This is a genomic window from Cellulosimicrobium sp. RS, from assembly GCF_046159675.1.
GTDB lineage: Bacteria > Actinomycetota > Actinomycetes > Actinomycetales > Cellulomonadaceae > Cellulosimicrobium > Cellulosimicrobium funkei.
In genome coordinates this window covers 14,712-39,433 of record NZ_JBJXVU010000015.1, presented here as the reverse complement: position 1 = coordinate 39,433, position 24,722 = coordinate 14,712, and the positions used below count along the sequence as shown (strand labels likewise).

Here is a 24,722-nt window from a genome sequence, read left to right as displayed (position 1 = left end):
CCGCGCAGACCCCGCCGAGCCCGCCGCGACGTCCGGCGTCGCTGCAGCGACCTATGATGATCGGCAAGATCCACCGCGCGACGGTGACGCAGGCCGACCTGCACTACGTCGGCTCGATCACCGTGGACGCCGACCTGCTCGACGCCGCGGACCTCTACCCGGGCCAGCAGGTCGACGTCGTGGACGTCACCAACGGCGCGCGCCTGACGACGTACGTCATCCCGGGCGAGCGCGGTGCGGGCCAGATCTGCATCAACGGCGCCGCCGCGCACCTCGTGAGTCCGGGCGACGTCGTCATCCTCATCGCCTACGGCATGCTCGACGACGCCGACGCGCGCACCTACCTGCCGAACGTCGTCTTCGTGGACGAGCAGAACCGCATCGTCGAGCTCTCCGACGAGCCCGGGCTCGTGCCCGCGGGCCACGGCCTCGAGGCGAGCGGCCTGCCGTTCGCCCCGTTCCGCGGCGCGGTCGACGACGGCGGCGTGGCCTCCGCGGTGCGCCCCGCGTGACCCGGGCCGGCGGGGCGTCCGCGCCCCACCTCGCCCGGTCCCTCGCCGCCCCCGCACCGGGGTGGACGACGACGGCGGACGTCGTGGTGGTCGGCTCGGGCATCGCCGGCCTCACCGCCGCGCTCGAGCTGCGCACGCGCGTGCCGCACGTCCTGCTCGTCACCAAGGGCGAGCTGTCGTCCGGGTCGACGGTCTGGGCGCAGGGCGGCATCGCGGCCGCGCTCGACCCCGAGGACTCGCCCGAGGCGCACCTCGCGGACACGCTCGTCGCAGGGGCCGGCGTGTGCGACCCGGCGGCCGTCGAGGTGCTCGTCACCGAGGGCCCCGCGCGCGTGCGCGAGCTCGTCGCGCGCGGCGCGAACTTCGACCGGGCGGCCAACGGCGACATCGCCCTCACGCGCGAGGGCGGGCACCACGCCGACCGGATCGCGCACGCGGGCGGCGACGCCACGGGCGCGGAGATCTCGCGGGCGCTCGTCGCGCAGCTCGAGGCCGTGCGCCGCGACCCGGGCATCGAGGTCATCGAGAACGCGCTCGTGCTCGACGTGCTGACGACCGACGGCTCGGGCGACCGCGCTGCCCGCGCGTGCGGCGTGACCCTCCACGTGCGCGGCGAGGGCTCGCGCGACGGCGTCGGTGCGGTCCTCGCGCGCGCCGTCGTGCTCGCCACCGGGGGAGTGGGGCAGGTGTTCCGCTCGTCGACCAACCCGCCGCAGGCCACGGGCGACGGCATCGCCGCGGCGCTGCGCGCGGGCGCGACGCTCGGCGACCTCGAGTTCGTGCAGTTCCACCCCACGGTGCTGTGGCTCGGCCTCGGCGCCAAGGGGCAGCTCCCGCTCATCTCCGAGGCCGTGCGCGGCGAGGGCGCGATCCTCCTCGACACCGACGGCCACCGGTTCATGCCCGCGCAGCACCCCATGGCCGAGCTCGCGCCGCGCGACGTCGTCGCGCACGCGATCGTGCGGCAGATGGCCGCGACCGGCTCGGACCACGTGCTGCTCGACGCCCGGCACCTCGGCGCCGAGTTCCTGCGCGCGCGCTTCCCGACGATCACCGAGCGGCTCGCCGAGAACGGGCTCGACTGGACCGAGGAGCCCGTCCCCGTGGCGCCCGCGCAGCACTACCACTCGGGCGGCGTCGTGACGGACCTGCACGGTCGCTCCACCGTCGACGGTCTCTACGCGATCGGCGAGGTCGCGTGCACGGGCGTGCACGGCGCGAACCGCCTCGCGTCGAACTCGCTGCTCGAGGGGCTCGTGTTCGCCCACCGCGCGGCGCGGCAGATCACGGAGCGCGTGGCCGCGGGCGAGCTCGAGGTGGGCGAGCCCGTCGACCGTCCGGGGCCGTCGGCCCTCGTGGCGGCGGCCGCGCGGTCGCGCATCCAGTCGATCGCGTCCGCGGGCCCGGGCGTCCTGCGCGACGGCGACGGGCTCGCGGCCGCCGCCGCCCGCCTCGCCGCGGTCCGCACCGACGCGCACGAGGCGAGCGACGTCGTCGCGCAGCCGCAGGCCGCGGAGTGGGAGACGACGAACGTGCACCAGGTCGCGACCGCGCTCACCGCCGCGGCGGCGCTGCGCACCGAGAGCCGCGGCGGCCACTTCCGCACCGACTTCCCGGCGAGCGACCCCGCGTGGGAGCGGCGCGTGCTCGTCTCGCTCGGCGCGGACGGGACCCTGCTCGTCCGCTGAGGCGCGGCGCGCGACCTCGCGACCGCGGGCCTGCACGACCGCGGGCCCGCACGACCGCGGTCCTGCGCGACGGCGTGGGCGGCCGGCGGCCGGGAGCCGTCGGGCACCGGCGCGCTGCGGGCACGCGAGCGGATAGCGTGGGGGACCGTGAGCAGCCCTGCCGAGCCCGTGCCCGCCCGTCCCGCCGACGGCGGAGCACCGCCCGCCGTCCCGTCCCGCGTGGAGCCCGGCCTCGACCCGGCGTGGATCGCCGAGACCGTCGCGCGGGCGCTCGACGAGGACCTGGGCCCCGTGCCCGGGCGCGACGTGACCACCCAGGCGACGGTGCCGGCGTCGGCCACCGGGACCGCGCACCTCGTGTCCCGCGCGGACGGGGTCGTCGCGGGCCTCGTCGTGGTCGAGGAGGTGACGCGGCAGGTCGCTCAGCGGTTTGGCCTCCCGCCCGTCGAGGTGACGTTCGTCGCGTCCGACGGCGAGGCCGTGGGTCGCGGCCGTGTCCTCGCCGCGCTGACCGGCCCCGTCCAGGTGCTGCTCACGGCGGAGCGCACGCTGCTCAACCTCGCGAGCCGCGCGTCGGGCGTCGCGACGGCGACGCGCGCGTGGGCGCGGGAGCTCGCCGGCACCGGCGCCCAGGTGCTCGACACGCGCAAGACGACCCCCGGGCTGCGCGCGCTCGAGAAGTACGCGGTCCGCGCGGGCGGCGGCACGAACAAGCGCATGGGCCTGTACGACGTCGCGATGGTCAAGGACAACCACGTCGTGGCCGCGGGGTCGGTGAGCGCCGCGATCGAGGCGATCCGCCGGGCGTTCCCCGACGTGCTCGTGCAGGTCGAGGCCGACACCACGGCGCAGGCGCTCGAGGCGCTGTCGGCGGGCGCCGACTTCCTGCTCCTGGACAACATGCCGACGCCGGTGCTCGCCGACACGGTCGCGGCCGTGCGGGCGCGCGAGGGGACCGACGGCGTCCCGGCGAAGGTGGAGCTCGAGGCGACGGGCAACCTCACCCTGGACCGCGCGCGCGAGGTCGCGGGCACCGGCGTCGACTACCTGTCCGTCGGCGCGCTCACCCACTCGGCCCCGATCCTCGACCTCGCGCTCGACCTCCTCCCCACCCTCCCGCCGAGGGAGAGCCCCGGTCCCGCGAGGTAGAGCCCCGGTCACCACCACGGCTCTACCTCGGCGGACCACGGCTCTACCTCGCGCGACCACGGCTCTACCTCGGGGACGCGGGAGCGTCGGTAGAATCCAGGGGTGACCTCCCCCGCCGGAACCCCCTCTCCTGCCGTGCCCGAGCCCGAGGACCACGTCGACGACGTGCCCGAGCAGATGCAGGTCCGCCGCGAGAAGCGCGAACGGATTCTCGCGCGCGGCGACGAGCCCTACCCCGTCTCGGTGCCGCGCACGACCACGATCGCCGAGGTCCGTGCCGCGTACGCGCACCTGGAGACGGGCGAGGAGACGCAGGACGAGGTCGGCGTCGCCGGCCGCGTGGTGTACCTGCGCAACACCGGCAAGCTGTGCTTCGCCACGCTGCAGGACGGCGAGGGGAACCGCCTGCAGGTCATGCTCAGCCAGGCCGTGGTCGGGGAGGAGTCGCTCGCGGCGTTCAAGTCCGACGTCGACCTCGGCGACCACCTGTTCGCGCACGGCCGCGTCATCAGCTCGCGCCGCGGCGAGCTGAGCGTGTTCGCGGACGCGTGGCAGATCGCCGCGAAGGCGCTGCGTCCCCTCCCGGTGCTCCACAAGGAGCTCTCGGAGGAGGCGCGCGTGCGCCAGCGCTACGTCGACCTCATCGCCCGCCCGGCCGCACGCGACACCGTGCGCCTGCGCGCCGCCGTCGTGCGCTCGATCCGCGAGAACTTCTGGGAGCGCGGTTTCGTCGAGGTCGAGACCCCGATGCTCCAGACGCGTCCGGAGGGTGCCGCCGCGCGCCAGTTCGAGACGCACATGAATGCGTTCGACATCGACCTGTTCCTGCGCATCGCGCCCGAGCTGTTCCTCAAGCGCGCGGCCGTCGGCGGCGTCGAGAAGGTGTTCGAGATCAACCGCAACTTCCGCAACGAGGGCGTGGACTCCACGCACTCGCCGGAATTCGCGATGCTCGAGGCGTACGAGGCCTACGGCGACTACGACACGATGGCCGTGCTCACCCAGAACCTCGTCCAGCGCGCCGCGCAGGATGCTCTCGGCACGACGCTCGTGACGCTCGCCGACGGCACGGAGTACGACCTCGGCGGGGAATGGACGCAGCTGAAGATGTACGACTCGCTCTCGGACGCGCTGGGCGAGCACATCACCCCCGAGACGTCGGTCGAGACGCTGCGGGCGTTCGCGGACAAGCACGAGCTCTCCTTCGACCCGAAGAACGTCAATCACGGAAAGCTCGTCGAAGGCCTGTGGGAGCACCTCGTGGGAGATCACCTGGTGGCACCCACGTTCGTGCGGGACTTCCCGGTCGAGACCTCGCCGCTGACGCGCGACCACCGCACGGTGCGCGGGCAGGTCGAGAAGTGGGACCTCTACGTGCGCGGCGTCGAGCTCGCGACGGCGTACTCCGAGCTCGTGGACCCGGTGGTCCAGCGGCAGCGGTTCGAGGCGCAGGCCCTGCTCGCCGCGGCCGGCGACGAGGAGGCCATGCGCATCGACGAGGACTTCCTCACCGCGATGGAGTACGCGATGCCGCCGTCCGGCGGGATGGGCCTGGGCATCGACCGCCTGCTCATGGCGCTCACCGGTCTCGGCATCCGCGAGACCATCCTCTTCCCGCTCGTGAAGCCCGCGCAGTAGCGCGGCCGAGAACCTAGGACCGACAGCATGGACATCTGGCCCACCCTCGCGGCGCTGATCCCGTCGATCGGCGTCGGCGTGCTCTTCTATGTCGCGATGCGCGCGATCGTGCGCGCGGACCGCAACGAGCGCGCCGCGCTGGCGCGTCTCGACGCGGAACAGGAATCCGCCGCGCGCGGGAATGCTGCTCCCGCGCACGACTCCTGATCTCCGCGGAAGGCCCTCGGGCGGCGTCCCGAAATGATGGACCTCCGTCCAAGAATTGCCCGTCGGGTACGGCGCGCACGTTCCGTCGGCGCGGCGTGTTCAATTGACGCTCGCCATTCGCGGTGGCATCCTGACGGCGACAGCAATTCCTGTGAAGCGTGAGGAAACCACAGTGGCCCAGAAAGTCCAGGTAATTCTCGTCGACGATCTCGACGGGGGTGCGGCCGACGAGACCGTCACGTTCGCACTCGACGGCGTCTCCTACGAGATCGACCTCAGCACGAAGAATGCCCAAGAGCTGCGCGACGCCTTTGCCTCGTGGGTCGGCAACGCGCGCAAGGTCTCGTCCCGCACGAGCTCGGCCCGGCCGGCCCGCCGCAGCGGCGGCGGTCGTTCGTCCGGCTCGGCCCGTGCGACCGAGGTCCGCGAGTGGGCCCGTGCCAACGGCTACACGGTCAACGACCGTGGTCGGATCTCCCAGGAGATCCAGACCGCGTACGACGCCGCGCACTGACGCGTCGTCTCACCGAGCACCGGGGCGCCCGGCCGACGACACGTCGGCCGGGCGCCCTTCTCGTGCGCCGGGGGCGCTCGTGCCGAGCCGCCCGCGCGGAGAACTAGGCTCGGGGCATGACCTCCGCGACCCGCGCCCTCTGGATCGGCACCTACCCGCACCCGAGCGGCGCGGAGGGCGTGTGGCGCGTCGAGCTCGACGTCGACCCGGCCGCGGGCACCGGCTCCTTCGGGGGCGGCACGCTCGCCGCCGCGTCGGGGTCGCCGTCGTTCCTGGCGCTCGACGGCGACACGCTCTACGCGGTGGGGGAGACGGAGGCCGGCTCGGTCTCGGCGTTCGCCGTCGGGCCCGACGGCGCCCTCGCCCCTCGGGGCGGCCCGGTCGCCACGGGCGGCTCGTACCCGTGCCACGTCGCCGTGAGCGGTGACGTGCTCGTCGCGAACTACGGCGACGGCGTCCTCACGGTCGTGCCGACGACGGACGACGGCGCTCTCGACACGACCGCGTCCGACGCCGGGCCGCGCCGGCAGCCGCACGCGGGGACCGGCCCGGTCGCCGACCGCCAGGAGGGGCCGCACGCGCACTTCGTCGCGCCCCTCGCGCACCTCGGCGCGGCGGACGACGGCAGCGGCGCGGTGCTCGTCGTCGACCTCGGCACCGACGAGCTGCGCCGGCACGACCCGGCCGCGCCCGACGGCTCGACGGCCCGCGTCGTCGCGACCTTCCCGCCCGGCACGGGCCCGCGCCACCTCGCGGCGCTGCCGTCGGGGCACCTCGTCGTCGTCGGCGAGCTGGACCCGGCGCTGTTCCTGCTCTCCCCGGTGGACGGGCCGGACGGCGTGCGCACCTACGACGTCGTCGCGCGCTACGACGTCACGCACGCCGCTGCTCCGGCCGACGGCGGGAACTACCCCTCGCACGTCGCCGTCACGGCGGACGGCACGCGCGTCCTCGCCGCGGTGCGCGGCGCCGACGTGCTCGCGGTGCACGCGGTCGAGCCGGGGCCGGACGGCGGCGTGCCCACGCTGCGCCACCTCGCCGACTCGCCCGTGGGCGGCGCGTGGCCGCGCCACTTCGCGATCCTCGGAGCCGCGACCGGCGCCGGGTCGGGCGCCGAGGCCGACCAGGGGGACGCCGACGCGCCCCTGCACGACCTCGTCGTCGTGGCGAACCAGAACGACGACCCGCTCATCGAGCGGCCCGCCGTGGCCGGCCCGGACGCCCCGACGTCGAACCTCGCGCTCCTGCGCGTGCGCCGCTCGGACGGCGCCGCCCAGGTGCTCGACGTGCTCGCGCTCCCGGCCCCGGCGTGCGTCGTGGAGGCCTGACCCGCCGTGACGACGCTCGACCTGCCGGGCGGAACCGCCCCCGACCCGTCGGACCCGCTGCGGGTCGCGATGCTCTCGGTGCACACGTCGCCGCTCGACCAGCCGGGCACCGGCGACGCGGGCGGCATGAACGTGTACGTCACCGAGCTCGCGCACGCGCTCGCGCGCCGCGGCACGCAGGTCGAGATCTTCACGCGCGCGACGGCGTCGAGCCAGCCGCCCGTGGTCGAGGTGTCCGACGGCGTGACGGTGCGCCACGTCGCCGCCGGGCCCTTCGAAGGGCTCGACAAGAACGACCTCCCGGGCCAGCTCTGCGCGTTCACGGCCGGGGTGCTCCGGGCCGAGGCGCGGCACCGCGAGGGATGGTACGACGTCGTGCACACGCACTACTGGCTCTCGGGGCAGGTCGGGTGGCTCGCCGCCGACCGCTGGGACGTCCCGCTCGTCCACACCATGCACACGCTCGCGCGCGTGAAGAACGCGGCGCTCGCGCCGGGTGACGCGCCCGAGCCGCTCGGGCGCATCATCGGCGAGGAGCAGGTCGTCGCGGAGGCGGACGCGCTCGTCGCGAGCACGGACGCGGAGGCGCAGGACCTCGTGCGCGACTACGCGGCCGACCCGGCGCGCGTGCACGTCGTGCCGCCGGGCGTGGACCTCGAGCTGTTCTCCCCGGCGCCGGGCGCCACGACCGGCGACGCCCGGGCGCGCCGCGAGCGGCGACGCGCGCTGCGGGCCGAGCTGGGTCTGCCCGCCGACGGCGGCCTCGTCCTCTTCGCCGGGCGCGTGCAGCCGCTCAAGGGCCCGGACGTGCTCGTCCGGGCGCTCGGCGTCCTCGCCGCGCGCGGGGAGCCCGTGCCGACGCTCGTCGTGCTCGGCGGGCCCAGCGGCCGCCCGACGGCCGTTCGCGAGCTCGAGGCCCTCGCCTACCAGGTGGGCGTGAGCGACCGCCTCGTCGTGCGCCCGCCCGTCCCGCGCGACGAGCTCGTGCGCTGGTACCGGGCGGCCGACGTCGTCGCCGTCCCCTCGCACAACGAGACGTTCGGGCTCGTCGCGGCCGAGGCGGAGGCGAGCGGCACGCCCGTGGTCGCGGCCGCCGTCGGCGGGCTGCGGACCGTGGTGGAGGATCAGGTCTCCGGCGTCCTCGTGGCCGACCACGACCCGGAGACCTGGGCGCGCGTCCTCGCGGACCTGCTCGCCGACGACGCCCGCCTCGCGACCCTCGGCGAGGGCGCCCGACGCGCGGGGGAGCGGTTCGGGTGGGACGTCGCGGCGGTCCGCATGCTCGACGTCTACGCGCAGGCGAAGAAGGTCCGCGCGGCGCGCTGACCGCGCGGACCGGTACGCGGGGTCACGCCGGGCTCAGTCGTCCGCGCGCTCCAGCACGAGGACGGGGATCTCCCGCGACGTCTTCTCCTGGTAGTCGGCGTACGGCGGGTAGGCCGCGACCGCGCGCTCCCACCACAGCGCCTTCTCCTCGCCGTGGACCTCGCGCGCGACGTAGTCGTGCCGCTCGGTGCCGTCCTGCAGCTCGACCCGCGGGTGCGCGAGCACGTTGAGGTACCAGACCGGGTGCTTCGGCGCGCCGCCGAGCGACGCGACGACCGCGTACGCGCCGTCGTGCTCGACCCGCATGAGCGGGGTCTTGCGGACCTTGCCGCTGCGGCGCCCGAGCGTCGTGAGGACGACGACGGGCATCCCGTTCATGGTCGTGCTGCGCGTCCCGCCGGACGACTCGTAGGCCTCCGCCTGCTCGCGGGACCAGGTGCTCGGGCTCGGTGCGTACTCTCCGTCGATCGGCATGCGGGAGAGAACGTGCGCGACGGCGCGCTGATTCCCGGCCGCGCCCCCGGCCGTGGCGCGGCGCTGCTCGGGCGGCCCGGGACGGCCGGACCTTCGTCCCACGCCGCGCGGCGACGGTCACCACCACGTGGGACGCGCGTGCCGCCGCGCCGGGCCGTGCGGCAGGATGGAGGCATGACCTACACCCTCGTGCTGCTCCGCCACGGCGAGAGCGAATGGAACGCCAAGAACCTGTTCACCGGCTGGGTGGACGTCGCCCTGTCGGAGAAGGGCACCGAGGAGGCGAAGCGCGGCGGTCAGCTCCTCACGGAGGCCGGCGTCCTGCCCGACGTCGTGCACACCTCGCTCCTGCGCCGCGCCATCACGACGGCGAACCTCGCGCTCGACGCGGCCGACCGCCACTGGATCCCCGTGAAGCGGTCCTGGCGCCTCAACGAGCGGCACTACGGTGCGCTCCAGGGCAAGAACAAGAAGCAGACCCTCGAGGAGTTCGGCGAGGAGCAGTTCATGCTCTGGCGCCGCTCCTACGACGTCCCGCCGCCCGAGATCGAGCTCGGCTCCGAGTTCTCGCAGGACACGGACCCGCGCTACGCCGACGCCCCCGTCGTGCGCACCGAGTGCCTCAAGGACGTGCTCGAGCGCGCCCTGCCGTACTGGGACGGCGAGGTCGTCCCCGACCTCAAGGCGGGCAAGACCGTCCTGGTCGCCGCGCACGGCAACTCGCTGCGCGCGATCGTCAAGCACCTCGACGGCATCTCCGACGAGGACATCGCCGCGCTCAACATCCCGACCGGCATCCCGCTGCTCTACGAGCTCGACGAGGACCTCAAGCCCGTCACGAAGGGCGGCCGCTACCTCGACCCCGAGGCCGCCGCCGAGGCCGCCGCGGCGGTCGCGAACCAGGGCCGCTGACCGGCCCCACCCCCCGCACGACCGTGGCCCGTCCGGAGATCCGGACGGGCCACGGTCGTCTGCGCCGGTCGAGCGGGCGCTCCCGGCGGCGTGTCAGGCGGTCGCGCGCGTGGTGCCCGCGGGTGCGCCGCGGTCGTCGGCGAACTCGCCGGTCACGAGGTACGTCACGCGCTTGGCGATCGACACCCCGTGGTCGCCGAAGCGCTCGTAGTAGCGGCCCACGAGCGTGACGTCGACCGTCTCCTGCGGCGTGCCCGTCCACGTGCCGTCGAGCAGCGCGCTGAACGTGTCCTGGTGCAGCTTGTCGAGCAGGTCGTCGTCACGCTCGATGTTCGCGGCGACGGTGAGGTCGCGCGTCGTGAGGAGCGTCGTGGTGCGCCGCGCGACGCGGACGGCGGCGTCGTGCATCTGCTCGAACGTGCGGTGCAGCGACGGCTCGATCGCGCGGCCCGGGTAGCGGCCGCGCGCGACCTGCGCGATGTGGCGCGCGAGGTCGCCCATGCGCTCCAGCGTGGCGCTCATGCGAAGCGCGCTGACGACGACCCGCAGGTCGGTCGCGACGGGCTGCTGCTGCGCGAGCAGCAGCACGCAGCGCTCGTCGAGCTCGCGCTCGAGGGCGTCGATCGTGTGGTCGTCGCCGATCACCGACTGCGCGAGCTGCAGGTCCGCCGTGAGGAGCGCCTGCCCGGCGCGGTTCACGGCCGACTCCACCAGCCGGCTCATCTCGGCCAGGTCGTCGCCGACCTGCTTCAGCTCGGCCTCGAAGATCTCCCGCATCGCTTCCCTCTCGTCGTGACCGGTCGGTCCGGTCCGTGACGGCGTGCGCCCCGACGCGCCGGGAGGCGCCCGGGCACGCCGTCGGCTCCTGACACGCTCGCAGGCGTGGTCGACCGGCCGGTGAACACCAGTGCGCCGTCAGGTGAACTCTTGGCGGATCGGGCCCGCCCAGGGTCCGGTGGGGCCGGGAGGGAGCGCGCGCGACCGTACGCTGGACGGGTGCAAGCCGAGAGTCTGATCGAGGGCGTGACCGTGCTGCTCGCCGGTGTCGTGGGCATCGTCGTCGGCGTGATCGCCGCGATCGCGTTCCGCGTGAGCGAGCGGCAGCAGCGCGCCGTGCGCGAGGAGACCGCGCCGGAGCTCGACGAGGGCCTCGTCCGGGTGCTGGCCGTGCTGCGGTCCGCCGCCGTCGTGCTCGACGGCGAGGGGGAGGTCGTGCGGGCCAGCCCGCCCGCGTACGCGCTGGGGGTCGTGCGCGGCGACGCGATCGCCCACGCCGCGATCCGCGACATGATCGACGACGTGCGCCGGGACGGCGTGATCCGCGACGAGGAGCTCGAGCTCCCGCGCGGTCCCGTCGGCCGGGGCACGGTGATGCTCCAGGTGCGCGTGGCCCAGGTGGGCCCGCACCACGTGCTCGTGCTCGCGGAGGACCGGACGGAGGCGCGGCGCGTCGAGGCGATCCGCCGCGACTTCGTCGTCAACGTGTCCCACGAGCTGAAGACGCCGGTGGGCGCGCTCGCGCTGCTCGCGGAGACCGTCCAGGACGCCGCGGACGACCCGGTGGCGGTGCGCCGGTTCGCCGCACGCATGCAGTCCGAGGCGACGCGCCTGTCCGCGCTCGTCCAGGAGATCATCGAGCTGTCGCGGCTCCAGGTCGCGGGAGCCCTGCAGGAGGTGACGGTCGTGCCGGTGCGCGGCGTGGTCGAGGAGGCCGTCGACCGCGCCCGCACGACCGCGCAGGGCAAGGGCATCGTGCTCACGACGGGCGGCGAGCTGGACGCCGCGGTCTACGGCGACCACAACCTGCTCGTCACCGCGGTGCGCAACCTCCTCGACAACGCGGTCGCCTACTCGGGCGAGAACACGCGCGTCGGCGTCGGCGTGACCCGGTCGGGCGACCTCGTCGAGATCGCCGTCGTGGACCAGGGCATCGGGATCGCGGCCGACGAGCAGGCGCGGGTCTTCGAGCGGTTCTACCGCGTCGACCCGGCGCGCTCGCGCGACACCGGGGGCACCGGCCTCGGGCTGAGCATCGTCAAGCACGTCGCCGCCGACCACGGCGGCGAGGTGACGATGTGGTCCGAGCCGGGCCGCGGGTCGACCTTCACGCTCCGCATCCCGGCGGCGAACGTCCCGGCCGCGCGGACGCGCGGCGCGGTGACCGACCGGGTGGCCGAGCAGGCACCCGACGGGCACGCGACGGAGGGTCGCGCACCGGACGAGCACGAGCGCGCGCCGCACGGGCACGCGTCGGACGACGGCGCCCCGGAAGCGGGCGCACCGAACAAGGAGGTAGGCGCGTGACGCGCATCCTGGTGGTGGAGGACGAGGAGTCGTACCGCGACCCGCTGACGTACCAGCTGCGGCGCGAGGGCTTCGACGTCGTCGAGGCGGCGACGGGCACGGAGGCGCTGGAGCGGTACGACGCCGACGGCGCGGACCTCGTCCTGCTCGACCTCATGCTCCCCGGCCTGAGCGGCACGGAGGTGTGCCGGGAGCTGCGCCAGCGCGGCGACGTCCCCGTCATCATGCTCACGGCGAAGGACTCGGAGATCGACAAGGTCGTCGGCCTGGAGCTGGGCGCGGACGACTACGTGACCAAGCCGTACTCGTTCCGCGAGCTGCTCGCGCGCGTGCGCGCCGTCCTGCGCCGCAAGGGTGGGGAGGCCGGCGCCGAACCGGTCGCGGAGAGCGCGCTCGAGGTCGGTCCCGTCCGCATGGACGTCGAGCGGCACACCGTGAGCGTGGACGGCGAGGTCGTGCCGTTCCCGCTCAAGGAGTTCGAGCTCCTCGAGCTGCTCCTGCGCAACGCCGGTCGCGTGCTCACGCGCGGGCAGCTCATCGACCGGGTGTGGGGCACGGACTACGTGGGGGACACCAAGACCCTCGACGTCCACGTCAAGCGCATCCGGTCGAAGATCGAGCCCGAGCCCGCGAGCCCGCGCTACCTCCTCACGGTGCGGGGCCTCGGCTACAAGATCGCCGACGGCGTCGGGCAGGCCTGACCCGACGGTCCCGTCCGGCGGTCCCGTCCGGCACGAACGACCGGCGCGACTGCCGGCACGACGGCCCCGGTGCGTCCCTCGCGGACGCACCGGGCCGTCGTCGTCCGACGCCGCGGGGCCCGCCGCGCGAGCCGGCAGCCCGGCACGGAAGGTCTGTGCACTGTTCATCCGTCGTTCACCCGCTCTCGGGGAACGCGTCACCCGGCGCTCCTAGCGTCGGGATCGTCACCGGCGCTCGCTGGTGGCACGAGACGCGTGAACAGGATGGAACGAAGAGTGAAGCTCAGCCGATTCTCCCGTGCAGGATCCGCCGTCGCGGTCGGCGCGCTCGCCCTGACCCTCGCCGCGTGCGGGTCGGACGACCCCGTCGGCGGCGCCGACGGCTCCACCGGTGGTTCCTCCGAGGGCTCGTCCGAGACCGCGAGCGACCTCAGCGGTGAGCTCAACGGTGCGGGCGCGAGCTCGCAGGAGTCCGCCATGGAGGCGTGGCGCGCCGGGTTCCAGAGCGCGAACCCCGACGTCACGGTCAACTACGACCCGGTCGGCTCCGGCGGTGGCCGCACCCAGTTCCTCGAGGGCGGCGTCGCGTTCGCCGGCTCCGACGCGGTGCTCAAGGAGGAGGAGATCACCCAGTCGCAGGCCGTCTGCGGCCCCGACGGCGCGATCGACCTCCCCGTCTACGTCAGCCCGATCGCGATCATCTACAACCTGCCGGAGGTCGCCGAGCTGAACCTCGCCCCGGCCACGATCGCGGGCATCTTCAACGGCACCATCACGCAGTGGAACGCGCCGGAGATCGCCGCCGACAACCCCGACGCGACGCTCCCCGACGTGGCGATCACGCCCGTCCACCGCTCCGACGAGTCGGGCACCACCGAGAACTTCACCGAGTACCTCGCCGCGACCGCGGGCGACGCGTGGGGCCACGAGCCGAGCGGCGACTGGCCGACGCAGGGCGGCGAGTCCGCGCAGGGCACGTCCGGCGTCGTGCAGACCGTCCAGGGCGGCGAGGGCACCATCGGCTACGCCGACGCCTCGAAGGCCGGCGACCTCGGCACCGCGAAGATCAAGGTCGGCGAGGAGTGGGTCGCCTACTCCCCGGAGGCCGCTGCCAAGGTCGTCGACGCGTCGCCGCGCGTCGAGGGCCGGCACGAGCACGACATCGCGGTCGAGCTGGACCGCACCACGACCGAGGCCGGCGCCTACCCGCTGGTGCTCGTCTCGTACGCGGTGGCGTGCCTCAACTACGAGGACGAGGCGACGGGCGACCTCGTCAAGGCGTTCCTCACCTACGTCTCGAGCGAGGAGGGCCAGTCGGCCTCCGCGTCGGCCGCGGGCAGCGCGCCGATCTCGGAGGACCTGCGCACGGACGTCCACGCGGCCGTCGAGGCCATCACGGTCGGCGCCGCCGGCTGACGACCGCCGGGCGCCGGGGGGCGGCGGGGCCTGCGGGCCCCGTCGCCCCCGACCCGCGACCAGACCGTACGCCGCAGGACAGCACACCGGGAGCACGAGAGTGACCACCACAGCCCCACCCACGACGCCGGGCCCCGCGCCGGGCGGCTCGTCCGAGCCCGCGCGTCGCGCGGGCACCTCGCGCCGCCGCGCCCGCAACAGCGACCGCGGCGTGAACCGCGCGTTCCGCTGGACCGCGACGGGTGCCGGCGCGCTCATCCTCGCCGTGCTGGCCGCGGTCGCGATCTTCCTGCTGCTGCGGGCGTGGCCCGCGCTCAGCGCGGGCGGGGCCGAGCTGAGCGAGCAGGTCGCGTGGTTCCCCGAGGGCGCGTCGCTCCTGTCGTTCGTGGGGCCGCTGATCTTCGGCACGCTGCTCGCGGCGGCGCTCTCGCTCGTGCTCGCGACGCCCGTCGCGATGGGCATCGCGCTGTTCATCTCCCACTACGCGCCCCGCCGGCTCGCCTCGACCCTGGGCTACGTCGTCGACCTCCTCGCGGCGATCCCGAGCGTCGTCTACGGCCTGTGGGGCTCGCTCGTCCTCCCGCCGGTCGTCGTGCCGGTGTGGTCCTGGCTCGCCGACACCCTCGGGTGGTTCCCGCTCTTCGCCGGCCCGGCGTCGCCGACCGGTCGCGTCCTGCTCACCGTCGCGCTCGTGCTCGCTGTGATGATCCTGCCGATCATCACGGCCGTGAGCCGCGAGGTGTTCCTCCAGACGCCGAAGCTCCACGAGGAGGCCGCGCTCGCCCTCGGCGCGACGCGCTGGGAGATGATCCGCACCGCGGTCATCCCGTTCGGGCGGTCGGGCGTCATCTCGGCCGCGATGCTCGGCCTCGGGCGCGCGCTCGGCGAGACGATGGCCGTGCTCATGATCCTCTCGCCCGGGCTCCTCTACTCGTTCAAGATCCTGCAGGCGGGGCAGCAGCAGACGATCGCCGCGAACATCGCGGCGGACTTCCCCGAGGCGAACCCGCTCGGGGTGAGCGCCCTCATCGCGACGGGCCTCGCGCTGTTCGTCATCACCCTGCTCGTCAACATGGGCGCCCGCGCGATCGTCGCGCGGCGCAAGGACTTCTCGGGAGCCAACTGATGAGCGCCCTCAGCACCAGCCCCGCGCGCGGGGCCTCCGCACCGGACCCGGAGCGCACCGCGTCCGTGCGCGCGCTCCTGCGCGGCGCGGACGCCGGACGTCGCCGCAAGGACCGCACCATGACGGTCCTCATGTGGGGCGCGTTCGCGCTCGCGATGGTGCCCCTCGTGTCCGTCGCGTGGACCGTCGTCGTGCACGGCATGGAGCGGTTCGACGTCTACTTCCTCACGCACTCGATGCGCGGCGTCTTCGGCGGCATGGACGCGGGCGGCATCTACCACGCGATCCTCGGCACGCTCCTCATCACCCTCGGCGCCGCGGTGATCTCGGTGCCGATCGGCCTGCTCGCCGCGATCTACCTCGTCGAGTACGGGCGCGGGCCGCTCGCGCGCGCCGTGACGTTCTTCGTCGACGTCATGACCGGCATCCCGTCGATCGTCGCGGGCCTCTTCGCGTACGCGCTCTTCGCGGTGCTGTTCGGGCCGGGGGTGCGCATGGGCATCGTCGGCTCGGTCGCACTGTCCGTCCTCATGATCCCGGTCGTCGTGCGCTCGTGCGAGGAGATGCTCCGGCTCGTGCCGAACGAGCTGCGCGAGGCCGCCTACGCGCTCGGCGTGCCCAAGTGGCTCACCGTCGTGCGGGTCGTGCTCCGCACGTCGATCGCCGGCATCACGACGGGCGTCATGCTCGCCGTCGCGCGTGTCATCGGCGAGACGGCGCCGCTCCTCATCACGGTCGGCGTCGTCGACTCGATCAACGGCAACCTCTTCGAGGGCCGCATGATGACGCTCCCGGTGTACGTCTACCGGCAGTACAGCCAGGGCCTGGTGCCCTGCAGCAACGTCACCGACGCCGTGTGCCTCCCCGACATCAACTACGACCGGGCCTGGGCGGCCGCCCTGACGCTGATCCTCATCGTCATGCTGCTCAACCTCGTCGGGCGACTCGTCACCCGCTGGTTCGCGCCCAAGACCCTCCGCTAGAACAGGACAGCCCCGATGGCACAGCGCATCGACGTCAAGGACCTCAACATCTACTACGGCGACTTCCTCGCGGTGCAGGACGTCGGCATGACGATCGAACCCCAGTCCGTGACGGCCTTCATCGGCCCGTCCGGCTGCGGCAAGTCGACGTTCCTGCGGACGCTCAACCGCATGCACGAGGTGATTCCCGGCGCACGCGTCGAGGGGACCGTCGCGATGGAGGGCGTCGACCTCTACGGCGACGACGTCGACCCGGTCGCCGTCCGCCGCCAGGTCGGCATGGTCTTCCAGCGGCCGAACCCGTTCCCCACGATGTCCATCAAGGAGAACGTGCTCGCGGGGGTGAAGCTCAACAACAAGCGCATCTCGAAGGCCGACGCCGAGGACCTCGTCGAGTCGTCGCTGCGCGGCGCGAACCTGTGGAACGAGGTGAAGGACCGCCTCGACCGCCCGGGCTCGGGCCTCTCCGGCGGCCAGCAGCAGCGCCTGTGCATCGCGCGCGCGATCGCCGTCAAGCCCCAGGTGCTCCTCATGGACGAGCCGTGCTCGGCGCTCGACCCGATCTCCACGCTCGCGATCGAGGACCTCATCGCCGAGCTCAAGGACGAGTACACGATCGTCATCGTCACGCACAACATGCAGCAGGCGGCGCGCGTGAGCGACCGCACCGCGTTCTTCAACATCGCGGGCACCGGCAAGCCCGGGCGCCTCATCGAGATGGACGACACCGCGACGATGTTCTCCTCGCCCACGCAGCAGGCCACCGAGGACTACATCTCCGGCCGCTTCGGGTGACCTGAGCCCGTCCGTCACGGCCCCGGCCCGACGCGCGACGGCGCCCCTCCCCCCGCGGGGAGGGGCGCCGTCGTGCGTGCGGGACGGATCAGGGGAATCAGGTCGCGCTGCCCTGGAGCGAGCCCGTGACGTCGGTGCCGTTCGTGTCGAGGACGCACTGGACCACGCGGTCGCCCTGCCGGGTCCAGCCGTCCGCGCGCGGCGTGAAGTACCAGTACTCGTGCGCCGACTCCTCGTAGGGGAGCCCGACGAACGGCTCGAACGCGCCGTAGCAGAACTCCTCGGCGCTCGTGGTCACGGCCTCGTCACCGGGGTAGTCGCCCGCGGGGAGCTCGGTCTCGGCGTAGACCTCGGCGTCGTGCGGCTCCGAGCACGGCACGACGGGCACGGACTCGACCAGGTCCGCGTCGTCCAGCTTCGAGGAGACGATGCAGTCGCCGACCTGGACCGAGAAGACGTCGGCGTCCGACGCCTCGGTCACCTCGCCGCCGGGCTCGTCGCGCTGGGCGTCGGCGGGTCCGGAGATCTCGTCGAGGATCGCGCCGCAGCCCGACGCGGTCAGGGCGAGGGCGACGGCGCTCACGACGAGGACGAGCGGCCGGCGGGTGGAGCGGGGGAGGGTCACCAGGGTTCCTTCGGTACGAGGCCCCGACCAGGGTGGTGGGGCGGCACGCGAAGGCTAGCGCCGGGCGGTGACACGAGCCGAGCCGATCTCCGGCGCGACCTGCGCGGTCACGGCAGGAGGTGCGCGTACTCCTCGAGGGTGCCGTCGAGGACGGGGAGGGAGAGGGTCTGCTCCTCGCCCGTCGTCGCGCTCACGGTGACGGGCAGCATCGCACCCGGCTCCGCGTCGACGCGGCCGATCTGCGCGTCGAAGCCGTCCTCGGCGCCGAGGTAGACCGTCTCGCCCGCCGCGACGGGGATCGTCACCGGCGCGCCGCCCTCGGGCGTCACGTCGAACTCCACGTCCTCCGTCGAGTCGTTGGCGAAGGCCCCGACGAGGGCGCCCGGCTCGCCGTCCTCCGCGCTCACGACGAGCAGGTTGAGCCCGCGCAGCTCGCTGGTGAGGTCGACCCGCAGGCCGTCGGAGGGGGAGTACGGGCGGTTCGTCTCGATGGGGGAGCAGGCGGACGCGAGGGCCACACCGGCGACCAGGAGGGGCACGGCCCAGGCGCGCGCACGGCCGGTCGCTCGGGACTCCGCACGGGTCGAGGCTCGGGGGGTCGGGATGCGGGTCACGTGCACTCCAGGGCTGCAAGAAGGGGGACGGGATTCCGCGCCCAGCCTAGTGCGTCGGGAGGGCGCGGGCGGCCGGAACGGCCGGCTCGCGACCGTGGCGTGAGCGGCGTCACGTGGCTCCGGGGGCGCCGGGACGGTGGTCGTCGGGCGAGGTGAAGGTCCTGAGAGGGCCCGCGGGGCGCTCGCAAGGGGCCGATGGGGCCCCTCCCCGAGATTCGTCAGGCGCGCTGACACGGCTCTGACCTGCGCGAACGTGCTGGTGACGGGCTTGTCAAGGGGCCGAGGGGCTCGGATTTCCGCCCTTCCGCGTGGTAAGGTGGACCACCGCGAAAGGGGACATCTGCAGATGACGTTCACAGTAGGCGAGACCGTTGTCTACCCGCACCACGGAGCCGCACTGATCGAGGAGATCAAGACGCGCACCATCCGCGGAGAGGACAAGATCTACCTCAAGCTCAAGGTCGCGCAGGGCGACCTGACCATCGAAGTCCCAGCCGAGAACGTCGACCTCGTCGGCGTGCGTGACGTCGTCGGCCAGGAGGGTCTCGACCGCGTGTTCGAGGTGCTTCGTGCACCCTACACCGAGGAGCCGACCAACTGGTCGCGCCGGTACAAGGCGAACCTCGAGAAGCTCGCGTCGGGCGACGTGATCAAGGTCGCCGAGGTCGTGCGCGACCTCTCCCGCCGCGACGCCGACCGCGGTCTGTCCGCCGGCGAGAAGCGCATGCTCTCGAAGGCACGGCAGATCCTCGTCTCGGAGCTCGCGCTGGCCGAGCACACCGAGGAGGACAAGGCCGAGGCGATCCTCGACGAGGTGCTCGCCTCCTGACGTCGCGGGCCGCGGCCCGCGCAGTCAGCGCCACAGACCACCGGGGAGGGCGCCGTCCGTACGGACGGCGCCCTCCCCGTCGTCGTGCCCGGTAGCGTGTGCGCGTGCCGACTCTCGCCGTCCTCACCGCCGCAGGCTCCGGGACCCGCCTCGGGCTGGACCTGCCCAAGGCCCTCGTCGAGCTCGACGGCCTCCCGCTCGTGGCGCACGCCGCCCGACGGCTGTGCGCGTCCGGGGTCGTGGACGCGCTCGTCGTGACCGCGCCGCCCGGGCTGCGCGACCACGTCGCGACGCTCCTGGCCGACGACCCCGCGGTCGACCGGCCGGTCCGGGTGGTCGAGGGCGCGGGGACCCGCCAGGCCTCCGTGGCGGCCGGTCTCCGGGCCGGCCGCGACCTCTCGGAGGGCGACGTGCCCGCCGACGTCGTGCTCGTCCACGACGCCGCACGGCCCCTCGCGCCGCCGTCGCTGGTCCGCCGCGTCGTCGCGGCCGTGCGCGCGGGCCACGGGGCCGTCGTGCCGGGGCTCCCCGTCACGGACACGATCAAGCGCGTGGCGCCCGCGGGCGCGGGAGACGCGTCCGGTGCGGAGCCCGTCGTCGAGACGGTCGACCGGAGCGCGCTGCGCGCCGTCCAGACCCCGCAGGGGTTCGACGGCGAGCTCCTGGCCCGCGCGCACGCGGCAGCGGCGCACCGCGCGGACGACGAGTCCGTCGCCGCGACCGACGACGCCGGGCTGGTCGAGGCGCTGGGCGTCCCGGTCCACGTGGTGCCCGGCGACGCCGCGGCGGCCAAGATCACCACCGCGCACGACCTCCGGGTCGCGGCGCTCACGCTCCGGGAGGACCGATGACCACCCCTGCAGGCTCCACCGGGACACCGGCCGAGACGCCCACCACCGCACCGGCCGCCGCGGGCCCCGTCCCGGCGCTCCCGCGCACGGGCATCGGGGTGGACGTCCACGCCTTCGCGACCGAGGGCGAGGATCGAGCGCTGTGGCTGGGCGGTCTGCACTGGCCGGGCGAGCGCGGGCTCGCCGGGCACTCCGACGCCGACGTCGCGGCGCACGCCGCCGCGGACGCGCTGTTCTCGGCCACCGGCCTGGGCGATCTCGGTTCGAACTTCGGCACGAGCGCGCCCGAGTGGGCGGGCGCGAGCGGTGCGAGCCTGCTCGCGGAGGCCGCGCGCCGGGTGCGGGCCGCGGGGTTCGCGATCGGGAACGTGGCCGTCCAAGTGATCGGCAACCGGCCGCGCCTCGGACCGCGCCGCGCGGAGGCGGAGGCGGCGCTCGGGGCGGCCGCGGGCGCCCCGGTGACCCTCACGGCGACCACGACCGACGGGCTGGGCCTCACCGGGCGCGGCGAGGGCGTCGCGGCGGTCGCCACGGCCCTCGTGGTCCGGGTCGCGCCGCCCGCCTGACGTCAGCCCGCGGGCGCGACCTGGACGCTCTCGAGGATCGCGCGCGCCTGCGCGGCGCCGTCGGCGTCGTCGACGGCGTACGACGCCGTGAGGTCGACGACCCACGCGTCCGGCCCGTCGCCCGTCCGCACGGCCACGATCTCCTGCGCGACGGCGGTGCCCGCGGCGCCGTACGTCCCGGCCACGCGGTAGGCGGGCAGCCCGGCGAGGGTCGTGGGGCCCTGCCCGTCGGGATCGGGCACCCAGCCGGGGATCGAGGCGACCGCCGCCGTCGTCGCGGCGCCCGCCTCGTCGACGGTCTGCGCCGACTGCTTGCCGGTGACGACGACGTTCGCCCGGAAGTCCTCGGAACCCGTGCCGCTCGGCGCGCGCAGCAGGAACGCGCCGTCGCGCGTGCCGCGCTCCCAGTCCGGGGGCGCGGTCACCTGGACCGGGATCTCGGGGACGTCGTGCACGACCGGCTCCGTGCCGCCTGCGGCGTCCTCGGGCCCGCCGCAGGCCGCGAGGGCGAGCGCGACGGCCGCCGTGAGGGCGAGCGTCCAGGGGGAGCGGGGCAGGCGCGGTCGGGGCACGGGAGTCCTTCGTCGGGGGTGGGGCCGGGGCTGGTCCGGCTCGTCATTCTCGCCCGCTCCCGTCCGGCGTGCCAGGCCCGCCACCTGCCTCTACGATCGCTGGAAGCGCATCGATGTGTTTGACTTTCCCAAGAACGACACATGGGATGAATCGCACATGAACCGAATGTCCGTCGAGGAACGCCGAGCCCAGCTCGTCGACGCCGCGATGACCATCGCCGTCCGCGAGGGCGTCGAGGCCGTGACCATCCGCGGCGTCGCGGCCGAGGCCGGGGTCTCGCTCGGCGTCGTGCACTACTGCTTCGAGGACAAGGACGAGCTCCTCCAGGCGATGGGCAACAGCCTCGCGCTCGTGGCCTCCGAGCCCGTCCGGTCCGCGCTCGACGTCGACGGCGACGTCGTGGCGCTCGCCCACGCCGCCGCCGACGGCCTGTGGAGCGGGCTGACGCCGCGTCGTCACATGCGGCTCCTCACGTTCGAGTTCGCGACGGCGGGCGTGCGCAGCCGCGCGCTGCGCTCCGTCGCGCACACGCACCTGGAGCAGACCTGGGCGATGACGCGCGGGTTCCTCGAGAACGTGGCCGAGCGGGGGAACGTCAGCTACACGATGGACATGGGGTTCCTGTCCCGGGTCGTCGCGGGGTACATCGACGGGATCGAGATCGCGTGGCTCGTCGAGCAGGACGACGAGACGGCGGTCCGCAGCTTCCACGCGCTCGCCGAGTACGTGCTGTCGATGATGGTGCGCCCCGACGGCTCGCCGGTGCGGGAGAACGGTCCCGAGCCCGTCCCCTGACGGACGGACGACGTCCCGTCCCTTGACGGGTCCGGGACGACGCCGGTCAGCGCCGCGCGGCCGGGGCCGGGCCGAGCACGCGGTCGGTGTAGCCGTTCGCGAAGACGCCCTCGGGGTCCGTCGCGTCGCGGACGGCGACGGCGTCGTCGAAGCGCGGGTAGAGCTCCCGGAACCGGTCCGCCGCCAGGCCGTGCATCTTGCCCCAGTGCGGGCGGCCCCCGACCTCGGCGACGATGCGCTCGACGGCGTCGAAGTACCGCTCGTGCGGCAGGCGCGCGTACTGGTGCACGGCGACGTAGGCGGTCTCGCGCCCGTGGGCCGTGGAGAGCCACACGTCGTCGGGCGCCGCGAACCGCACCTCGACGGGGAACGGCACGTGCTCGCCGGACCGGTCCAGCCACGCGTCGATGCTCGACAGCACGTCGACGAGGTGCTCGCGCGGCACGGCGTACTCCATCTCGCGGAACCGGACGCGGCGCGACGTGACGAACACGTGGTGCGACGGCGCGACGTACGTGCGCGGCGCGAGCGCCCGCGCGGAGACGGCGTTGAGGCGCGGCGTGACGCGCGGGACCGCGGTCGCGAGCCGGTTCACGAGCTCGAACGCGCCGTTCGACAGGAGCTCCTCGTCGACCCACGTGCGCGCCCGCGCGACCGGCCCGGGGCCCGTGGTGCGCAGCCGCTCGAGCTCGACGGCCTCCTCGTCGGGCGCGAGGCGGTTGTTGCGCTTGGTCAGCGCCCGGCGGGTGTGGGGGAACCAGTAGAACTCGAAGTGGTCGTTGCCGCCGACGAGCCCGTCGGGGTCGTCGGGCGTGCCGAGCCGCTCGAGCACGCGGTCGAGCGGCCACGGCTCCTCCTGCGCGCGCAGGAGGAACGCCGGGACCACCTCGAGCGTCACGGCGGACAGGATGCCCGTGACCCCCAGCCCGAGCCGGCTGACCTCGAACAGGCCCGGCTCGTGCGCGGGCGACGCCTCGCGCACCTCGCCGTCGGCCCCCACGACGCGGACGCCGCGCACCTGCGTCGCGAGGCCGCCGAGGCGTGCCCCGGTGCCGTGGGTGCCCGTCGAGATCGCGCCCGCGACCGACTGCCGGTCGATGTCCCCGAGGTTGCGCATCGCGAGCCCCGCGGCGGCGAGGGCCTCGTTGAGCCGGTGCAGGCGGATGCCCGCCCCGACGGTCACGAGGATCGCGTCGCCGTCGGTGCCGTCCGCCCCGCCGCGTGCGATGCGCTCGACGAGGCTCAGCCGGTCGAGGTCGAGCAGCAGGCCGTCCGTCACGGCGGCCGGGGTGAACGAGTGCCCGGCGCCCACCGCGCGGACGGGCATGCCCTCCGCCGCGGCGCGGGCGACGAGGGCGCCCAGCTCCGCCTCGTCGCGGGGCGAGGCCCGACGGCGCGGCGTCGCGGAGGCCGTGCGGGCCCAGTTGGTCCAGGAGAGGGCGTCGTCGCTGCTCACAGGTCGTACTGTCTCACGCCCGGCGGGTGGCGTACGTTCTCCCCATGACGACCCACATGGCACCGGGGGCGGACCAGGGCGCGGGCCCGCTGGACGGTGACGAGCGGGGCGCGACGCCGTCGCTCCTGGCCCGCCTCACCCGCGCGACCGCGGCGCTCGACGGCCCGCTCGCCGTCGTCGACCTCGACCGGTTCGACGCCAACGCCGACGAGCTGCTCGCGCGCGCGGGCGGCGTCCCCGTGCGGGTCGCGTCGAAGTCCGTGCGGGTGCGCTCGCTCGTCGCGCGCGCGGGCGAGCGGGGCTTCCAGGGCGTCATGGCGTACTCGGTGCGCGAGGCGCTGTGGCTCGTCGAGTCGGGCGTCCGCGACGTCCTCGTGGGCTACCCGTCGGTCGACCGCGGGGCGCTCGCGGCGCTCGCCCGCCACGAGGCTGGCCGGCGCGAGGTCACGCTCATGGTCGACGACGCCGCGCACCTGGAGCTCGTGCGCCACGCGCTCGCCGAGACCGGCACCGGGGACGAGCCGCCCGTGCGGGTGTGCCTCGACGTGGACGCGTCGCTGCGCGTGGGCCTCGGTCTCGTGACGGTCCACCTGGGCACGCGCCGCTCGCCCCTGCACGGTGCGCGCGACGTCGCGTCGCTCGCCGCCCGGGTCGTCTCGACGCCCGGTCTCGCGCTGCGGGGCCTCATGTTCTACGAGGCGCAGGTCGCCGGGATGCCGGACTCCAGCCTCGCCGTCCGCGCGGTCAAGCGGCTCTCGGTGCTCGAGCTGGGCGAGCGCCGGGGCGAGGTCGTCGCGGCGGTGCGGGACGTCGTCGGGCACGGCCTCGAGCTCGTGAACTCGGGCGGCACGGGGTCCCTCGAGACGTCGTCCGCCGACGCGGTCGTGACCGAGGTGACGGCCGGGTCGGGCCTGTACGTCCCGGGCCTGTTCGACGAGTACCGCGCGTTCCGGCCCCGGCCGTCGGCGTTCTTCGGCCTCGACGTCGTGCGCGTCCCGGGCCCGGGCTGGGCGACGGCGTTCGGCGGCGGGTACGTCGCGTCCGGCCCGGCGACCCGCAGCCGTCTGCCGCGCGTCGTGACGCCGGGCTGGTCGCTCACGGGCCGCGAGGGCGCGGGCGAGGTGCAGACGCCGCTGCACCGGTCGCGCGGCGCCGCCGGGGCGCCCGACCTGGGCGTGGGGGACCGCGTCTGGTTCCGCCACGGCAAGGCCGGCGAGGCCATGGAGCGGTTCGACCGCGTGCACCTCGTGCGCGGCGACGAGGTGGTCGACGTCGTCCCGACGTACCGCGGGGAGGGCAAGAGCTTCGGCTGACGCGGCGGGGACGGGCCGGCCGTCGCC

The 24,722-nt window shown here is 74.6% G+C and carries 26 protein-coding genes; 20 read left to right on the top strand and 6 right to left on the bottom strand.

Translation table 11 applies throughout. From position 1 onward, the window contains the following. The first annotated feature begins 53 nt into the window (after positions 1-53). The 8 genes from panD to mshA all read left to right on the top strand — a co-directional run bounded on the left by panD (position 54) and on the right by mshA (position 8,362). Entirely contained in the window at positions 54-512 is a 459-nt protein-coding gene (gene panD / locus ACI769_RS18850; protein WP_051028700.1) for an aspartate 1-decarboxylase, read from the top strand. After that, positions 509-2,200 carry an L-aspartate oxidase gene (locus ACI769_RS18845; protein ID WP_086150980.1) on the top strand — a complete coding sequence of 564 codons (1,692 nt, stop codon included), beginning with the start codon at positions 509-511 and terminating at the stop codon, positions 2,198-2,200. The genes panD and ACI769_RS18845 overlap by 4 nt, the downstream gene beginning before the upstream one ends. A 168-nt stretch (positions 2,201-2,368) precedes the next feature. Beyond that, a complete protein-coding gene (nadC, locus tag ACI769_RS18840; protein ID WP_396052746.1) occupies positions 2,369-3,349 on the top strand; it encodes a carboxylating nicotinate-nucleotide diphosphorylase in 981 nt (326 codons plus the stop codon). Between the two features lie 102 nt (positions 3,350-3,451). Next, entirely contained in the window at positions 3,452-4,987 is a 1,536-nt protein-coding gene (gene lysS / locus ACI769_RS18835) for a lysine--tRNA ligase (protein ID WP_051027899.1), read from the top strand. Positions 4,988-5,014: 27 nt separating this feature from the next. Next, positions 5,015-5,194: a hypothetical protein gene (locus ACI769_RS18830; RefSeq protein ID WP_021483783.1), complete on the top strand. Its 180-nt coding sequence runs from the start codon at positions 5,015-5,017 to the stop codon at positions 5,192-5,194. Between the two features lie 172 nt (positions 5,195-5,366). Further along, positions 5,367-5,708 carry an Lsr2 family protein gene (locus ACI769_RS18825; RefSeq protein ID WP_021483784.1) on the top strand — a complete coding sequence of 114 codons (342 nt, stop codon included), beginning with the start codon at positions 5,367-5,369 and terminating at the stop codon, positions 5,706-5,708. Positions 5,709-5,824: 116 nt separating this feature from the next. After that, positions 5,825-7,036, top strand: a complete 1,212-nt coding sequence (locus ACI769_RS18820) for a beta-propeller fold lactonase family protein (RefSeq protein ID WP_043653399.1) — start codon at positions 5,825-5,827, stop codon at positions 7,034-7,036. 69 nt (positions 7,037-7,105) lie between these two features. Continuing rightward, positions 7,106-8,362: a D-inositol-3-phosphate glycosyltransferase gene (gene mshA / locus ACI769_RS18815; RefSeq protein WP_409142101.1), complete on the top strand. Its 1,257-nt coding sequence runs from the start codon at positions 7,106-7,108 to the stop codon at positions 8,360-8,362. Between the two features lie 33 nt (positions 8,363-8,395). Here mshA and ACI769_RS18810 read toward each other — a convergent pair whose 3' ends face one another. Further along, positions 8,396-8,836, bottom strand: coding sequence for a nitroreductase family deazaflavin-dependent oxidoreductase (locus ACI769_RS18810; RefSeq protein ID WP_043653402.1), 441 nt, complete (start codon positions 8,834-8,836; stop codon positions 8,396-8,398). 174 nt (positions 8,837-9,010) lie between these two features. On the opposite strand from ACI769_RS18810, the gene ACI769_RS18805 reads away from it, so the two are divergent. Then, positions 9,011-9,748: a phosphoglyceromutase gene (locus tag ACI769_RS18805; RefSeq protein WP_021482508.1), complete on the top strand. Its 738-nt coding sequence runs from the start codon at positions 9,011-9,013 to the stop codon at positions 9,746-9,748. 93 nt (positions 9,749-9,841) lie between these two features. On the opposite strand, the gene phoU is transcribed toward ACI769_RS18805, so the two are convergent. Continuing rightward, positions 9,842-10,525, bottom strand: a complete 684-nt coding sequence (phoU, locus tag ACI769_RS18800; protein ID WP_021482507.1) for a phosphate signaling complex protein PhoU — start codon at positions 10,523-10,525, stop codon at positions 9,842-9,844. A 219-nt stretch (positions 10,526-10,744) separates the two neighbouring features. Between phoU and ACI769_RS18795 the strand changes: the two genes are divergently transcribed. From ACI769_RS18795 to pstB, 6 genes are all read left to right on the top strand, one after another. Continuing rightward, complete coding sequence (locus tag ACI769_RS18795) at positions 10,745-12,052, top strand: sensor histidine kinase (protein ID WP_409142096.1); 1,308 nt, start codon at positions 10,745-10,747, stop codon at positions 12,050-12,052. Beyond that, entirely contained in the window at positions 12,049-12,753 is a 705-nt protein-coding gene (locus ACI769_RS18790) for a response regulator transcription factor (RefSeq protein ID WP_076406159.1), read from the top strand. The genes ACI769_RS18795 and ACI769_RS18790 overlap by 4 nt, the downstream gene beginning before the upstream one ends. Positions 12,754-13,029: 276 nt before the next feature. Then, positions 13,030-14,169 (top strand): phosphate ABC transporter substrate-binding protein PstS, encoded by a 1,140-nt coding sequence (pstS, locus tag ACI769_RS18785; protein WP_021483683.1) that lies wholly within the window; start codon positions 13,030-13,032, stop codon positions 14,167-14,169. A 100-nt stretch (positions 14,170-14,269) separates the two neighbouring features. Next, positions 14,270-15,295: a phosphate ABC transporter permease subunit PstC gene (gene pstC / locus ACI769_RS18780; protein WP_034654023.1), complete on the top strand. Its 1,026-nt coding sequence runs from the start codon at positions 14,270-14,272 to the stop codon at positions 15,293-15,295. Next, entirely contained in the window at positions 15,295-16,278 is a 984-nt protein-coding gene (gene pstA / locus ACI769_RS18775; protein WP_021481980.1) for a phosphate ABC transporter permease PstA, read from the top strand. The genes pstC and pstA overlap by 1 nt, the downstream gene beginning before the upstream one ends. A gap of 15 nt (positions 16,279-16,293) precedes the next feature. After that, positions 16,294-17,073 (top strand): phosphate ABC transporter ATP-binding protein PstB, encoded by a 780-nt coding sequence (gene pstB / locus ACI769_RS18770; RefSeq protein ID WP_034654020.1) that lies wholly within the window; start codon positions 16,294-16,296, stop codon positions 17,071-17,073. Positions 17,074-17,170: 97 nt separating this feature from the next. Here pstB and ACI769_RS18765 read toward each other — a convergent pair whose 3' ends face one another. Then, positions 17,171-17,698: a septum formation family protein gene (locus ACI769_RS18765; protein ID WP_043653407.1), complete on the bottom strand. Its 528-nt coding sequence runs from the start codon at positions 17,696-17,698 to the stop codon at positions 17,171-17,173. A 107-nt stretch (positions 17,699-17,805) separates the two neighbouring features. Next, positions 17,806-18,216, bottom strand: coding sequence for a hypothetical protein (locus ACI769_RS18760; protein ID WP_081895923.1), 411 nt, complete (start codon positions 18,214-18,216; stop codon positions 17,806-17,808). A 442-nt stretch (positions 18,217-18,658) separates the two neighbouring features. On the opposite strand from ACI769_RS18760, the gene ACI769_RS18755 reads away from it, so the two are divergent. The 3 genes from ACI769_RS18755 (at position 18,659) to ispF (ending at position 20,558) form a co-directional block, all read left to right on the top strand. Then, positions 18,659-19,141 carry a CarD family transcriptional regulator gene (locus ACI769_RS18755; RefSeq protein ID WP_031315710.1) on the top strand — a complete coding sequence of 161 codons (483 nt, stop codon included), beginning with the start codon at positions 18,659-18,661 and terminating at the stop codon, positions 19,139-19,141. Between the two features lie 104 nt (positions 19,142-19,245). Further along, positions 19,246-19,992: a 2-C-methyl-D-erythritol 4-phosphate cytidylyltransferase gene (gene ispD / locus ACI769_RS18750; protein ID WP_137281514.1), complete on the top strand. Its 747-nt coding sequence runs from the start codon at positions 19,246-19,248 to the stop codon at positions 19,990-19,992. After that, a complete protein-coding gene (ispF, locus tag ACI769_RS18745) occupies positions 19,989-20,558 on the top strand; it encodes a 2-C-methyl-D-erythritol 2,4-cyclodiphosphate synthase (protein WP_137281513.1) in 570 nt (189 codons plus the stop codon). The genes ispD and ispF overlap by 4 nt, the downstream gene beginning before the upstream one ends. Positions 20,559-20,560: 2 nt before the next feature. Here ispF and ACI769_RS18740 read toward each other — a convergent pair whose 3' ends face one another. After that, complete coding sequence (locus ACI769_RS18740) at positions 20,561-21,130, bottom strand: LpqN/LpqT family lipoprotein (RefSeq protein ID WP_170982204.1); 570 nt, start codon at positions 21,128-21,130, stop codon at positions 20,561-20,563. A 157-nt stretch (positions 21,131-21,287) separates the two neighbouring features. Between ACI769_RS18740 and ACI769_RS18735 the strand changes: the two genes are divergently transcribed. After that, the gene (locus ACI769_RS18735; RefSeq protein WP_255179558.1) at positions 21,288-21,926 is read left to right on the top strand and encodes a TetR/AcrR family transcriptional regulator; all 639 of its coding nucleotides are present in this window, start codon (positions 21,288-21,290) and stop codon (positions 21,924-21,926) included. A 46-nt stretch (positions 21,927-21,972) separates the two neighbouring features. Here ACI769_RS18735 and ACI769_RS18730 read toward each other — a convergent pair whose 3' ends face one another. After that, positions 21,973-23,382, bottom strand: coding sequence for a D-arabinono-1,4-lactone oxidase (locus ACI769_RS18730; protein WP_409142095.1), 1,410 nt, complete (start codon positions 23,380-23,382; stop codon positions 21,973-21,975). A 44-nt stretch (positions 23,383-23,426) separates the two neighbouring features. Between ACI769_RS18730 and ACI769_RS18725 the strand changes: the two genes are divergently transcribed. Beyond that, positions 23,427-24,695 carry an alanine racemase gene (locus ACI769_RS18725; protein WP_409142094.1) on the top strand — a complete coding sequence of 423 codons (1,269 nt, stop codon included), beginning with the start codon at positions 23,427-23,429 and terminating at the stop codon, positions 24,693-24,695. Positions 24,696-24,722: the final 27 nt, after the last annotated feature.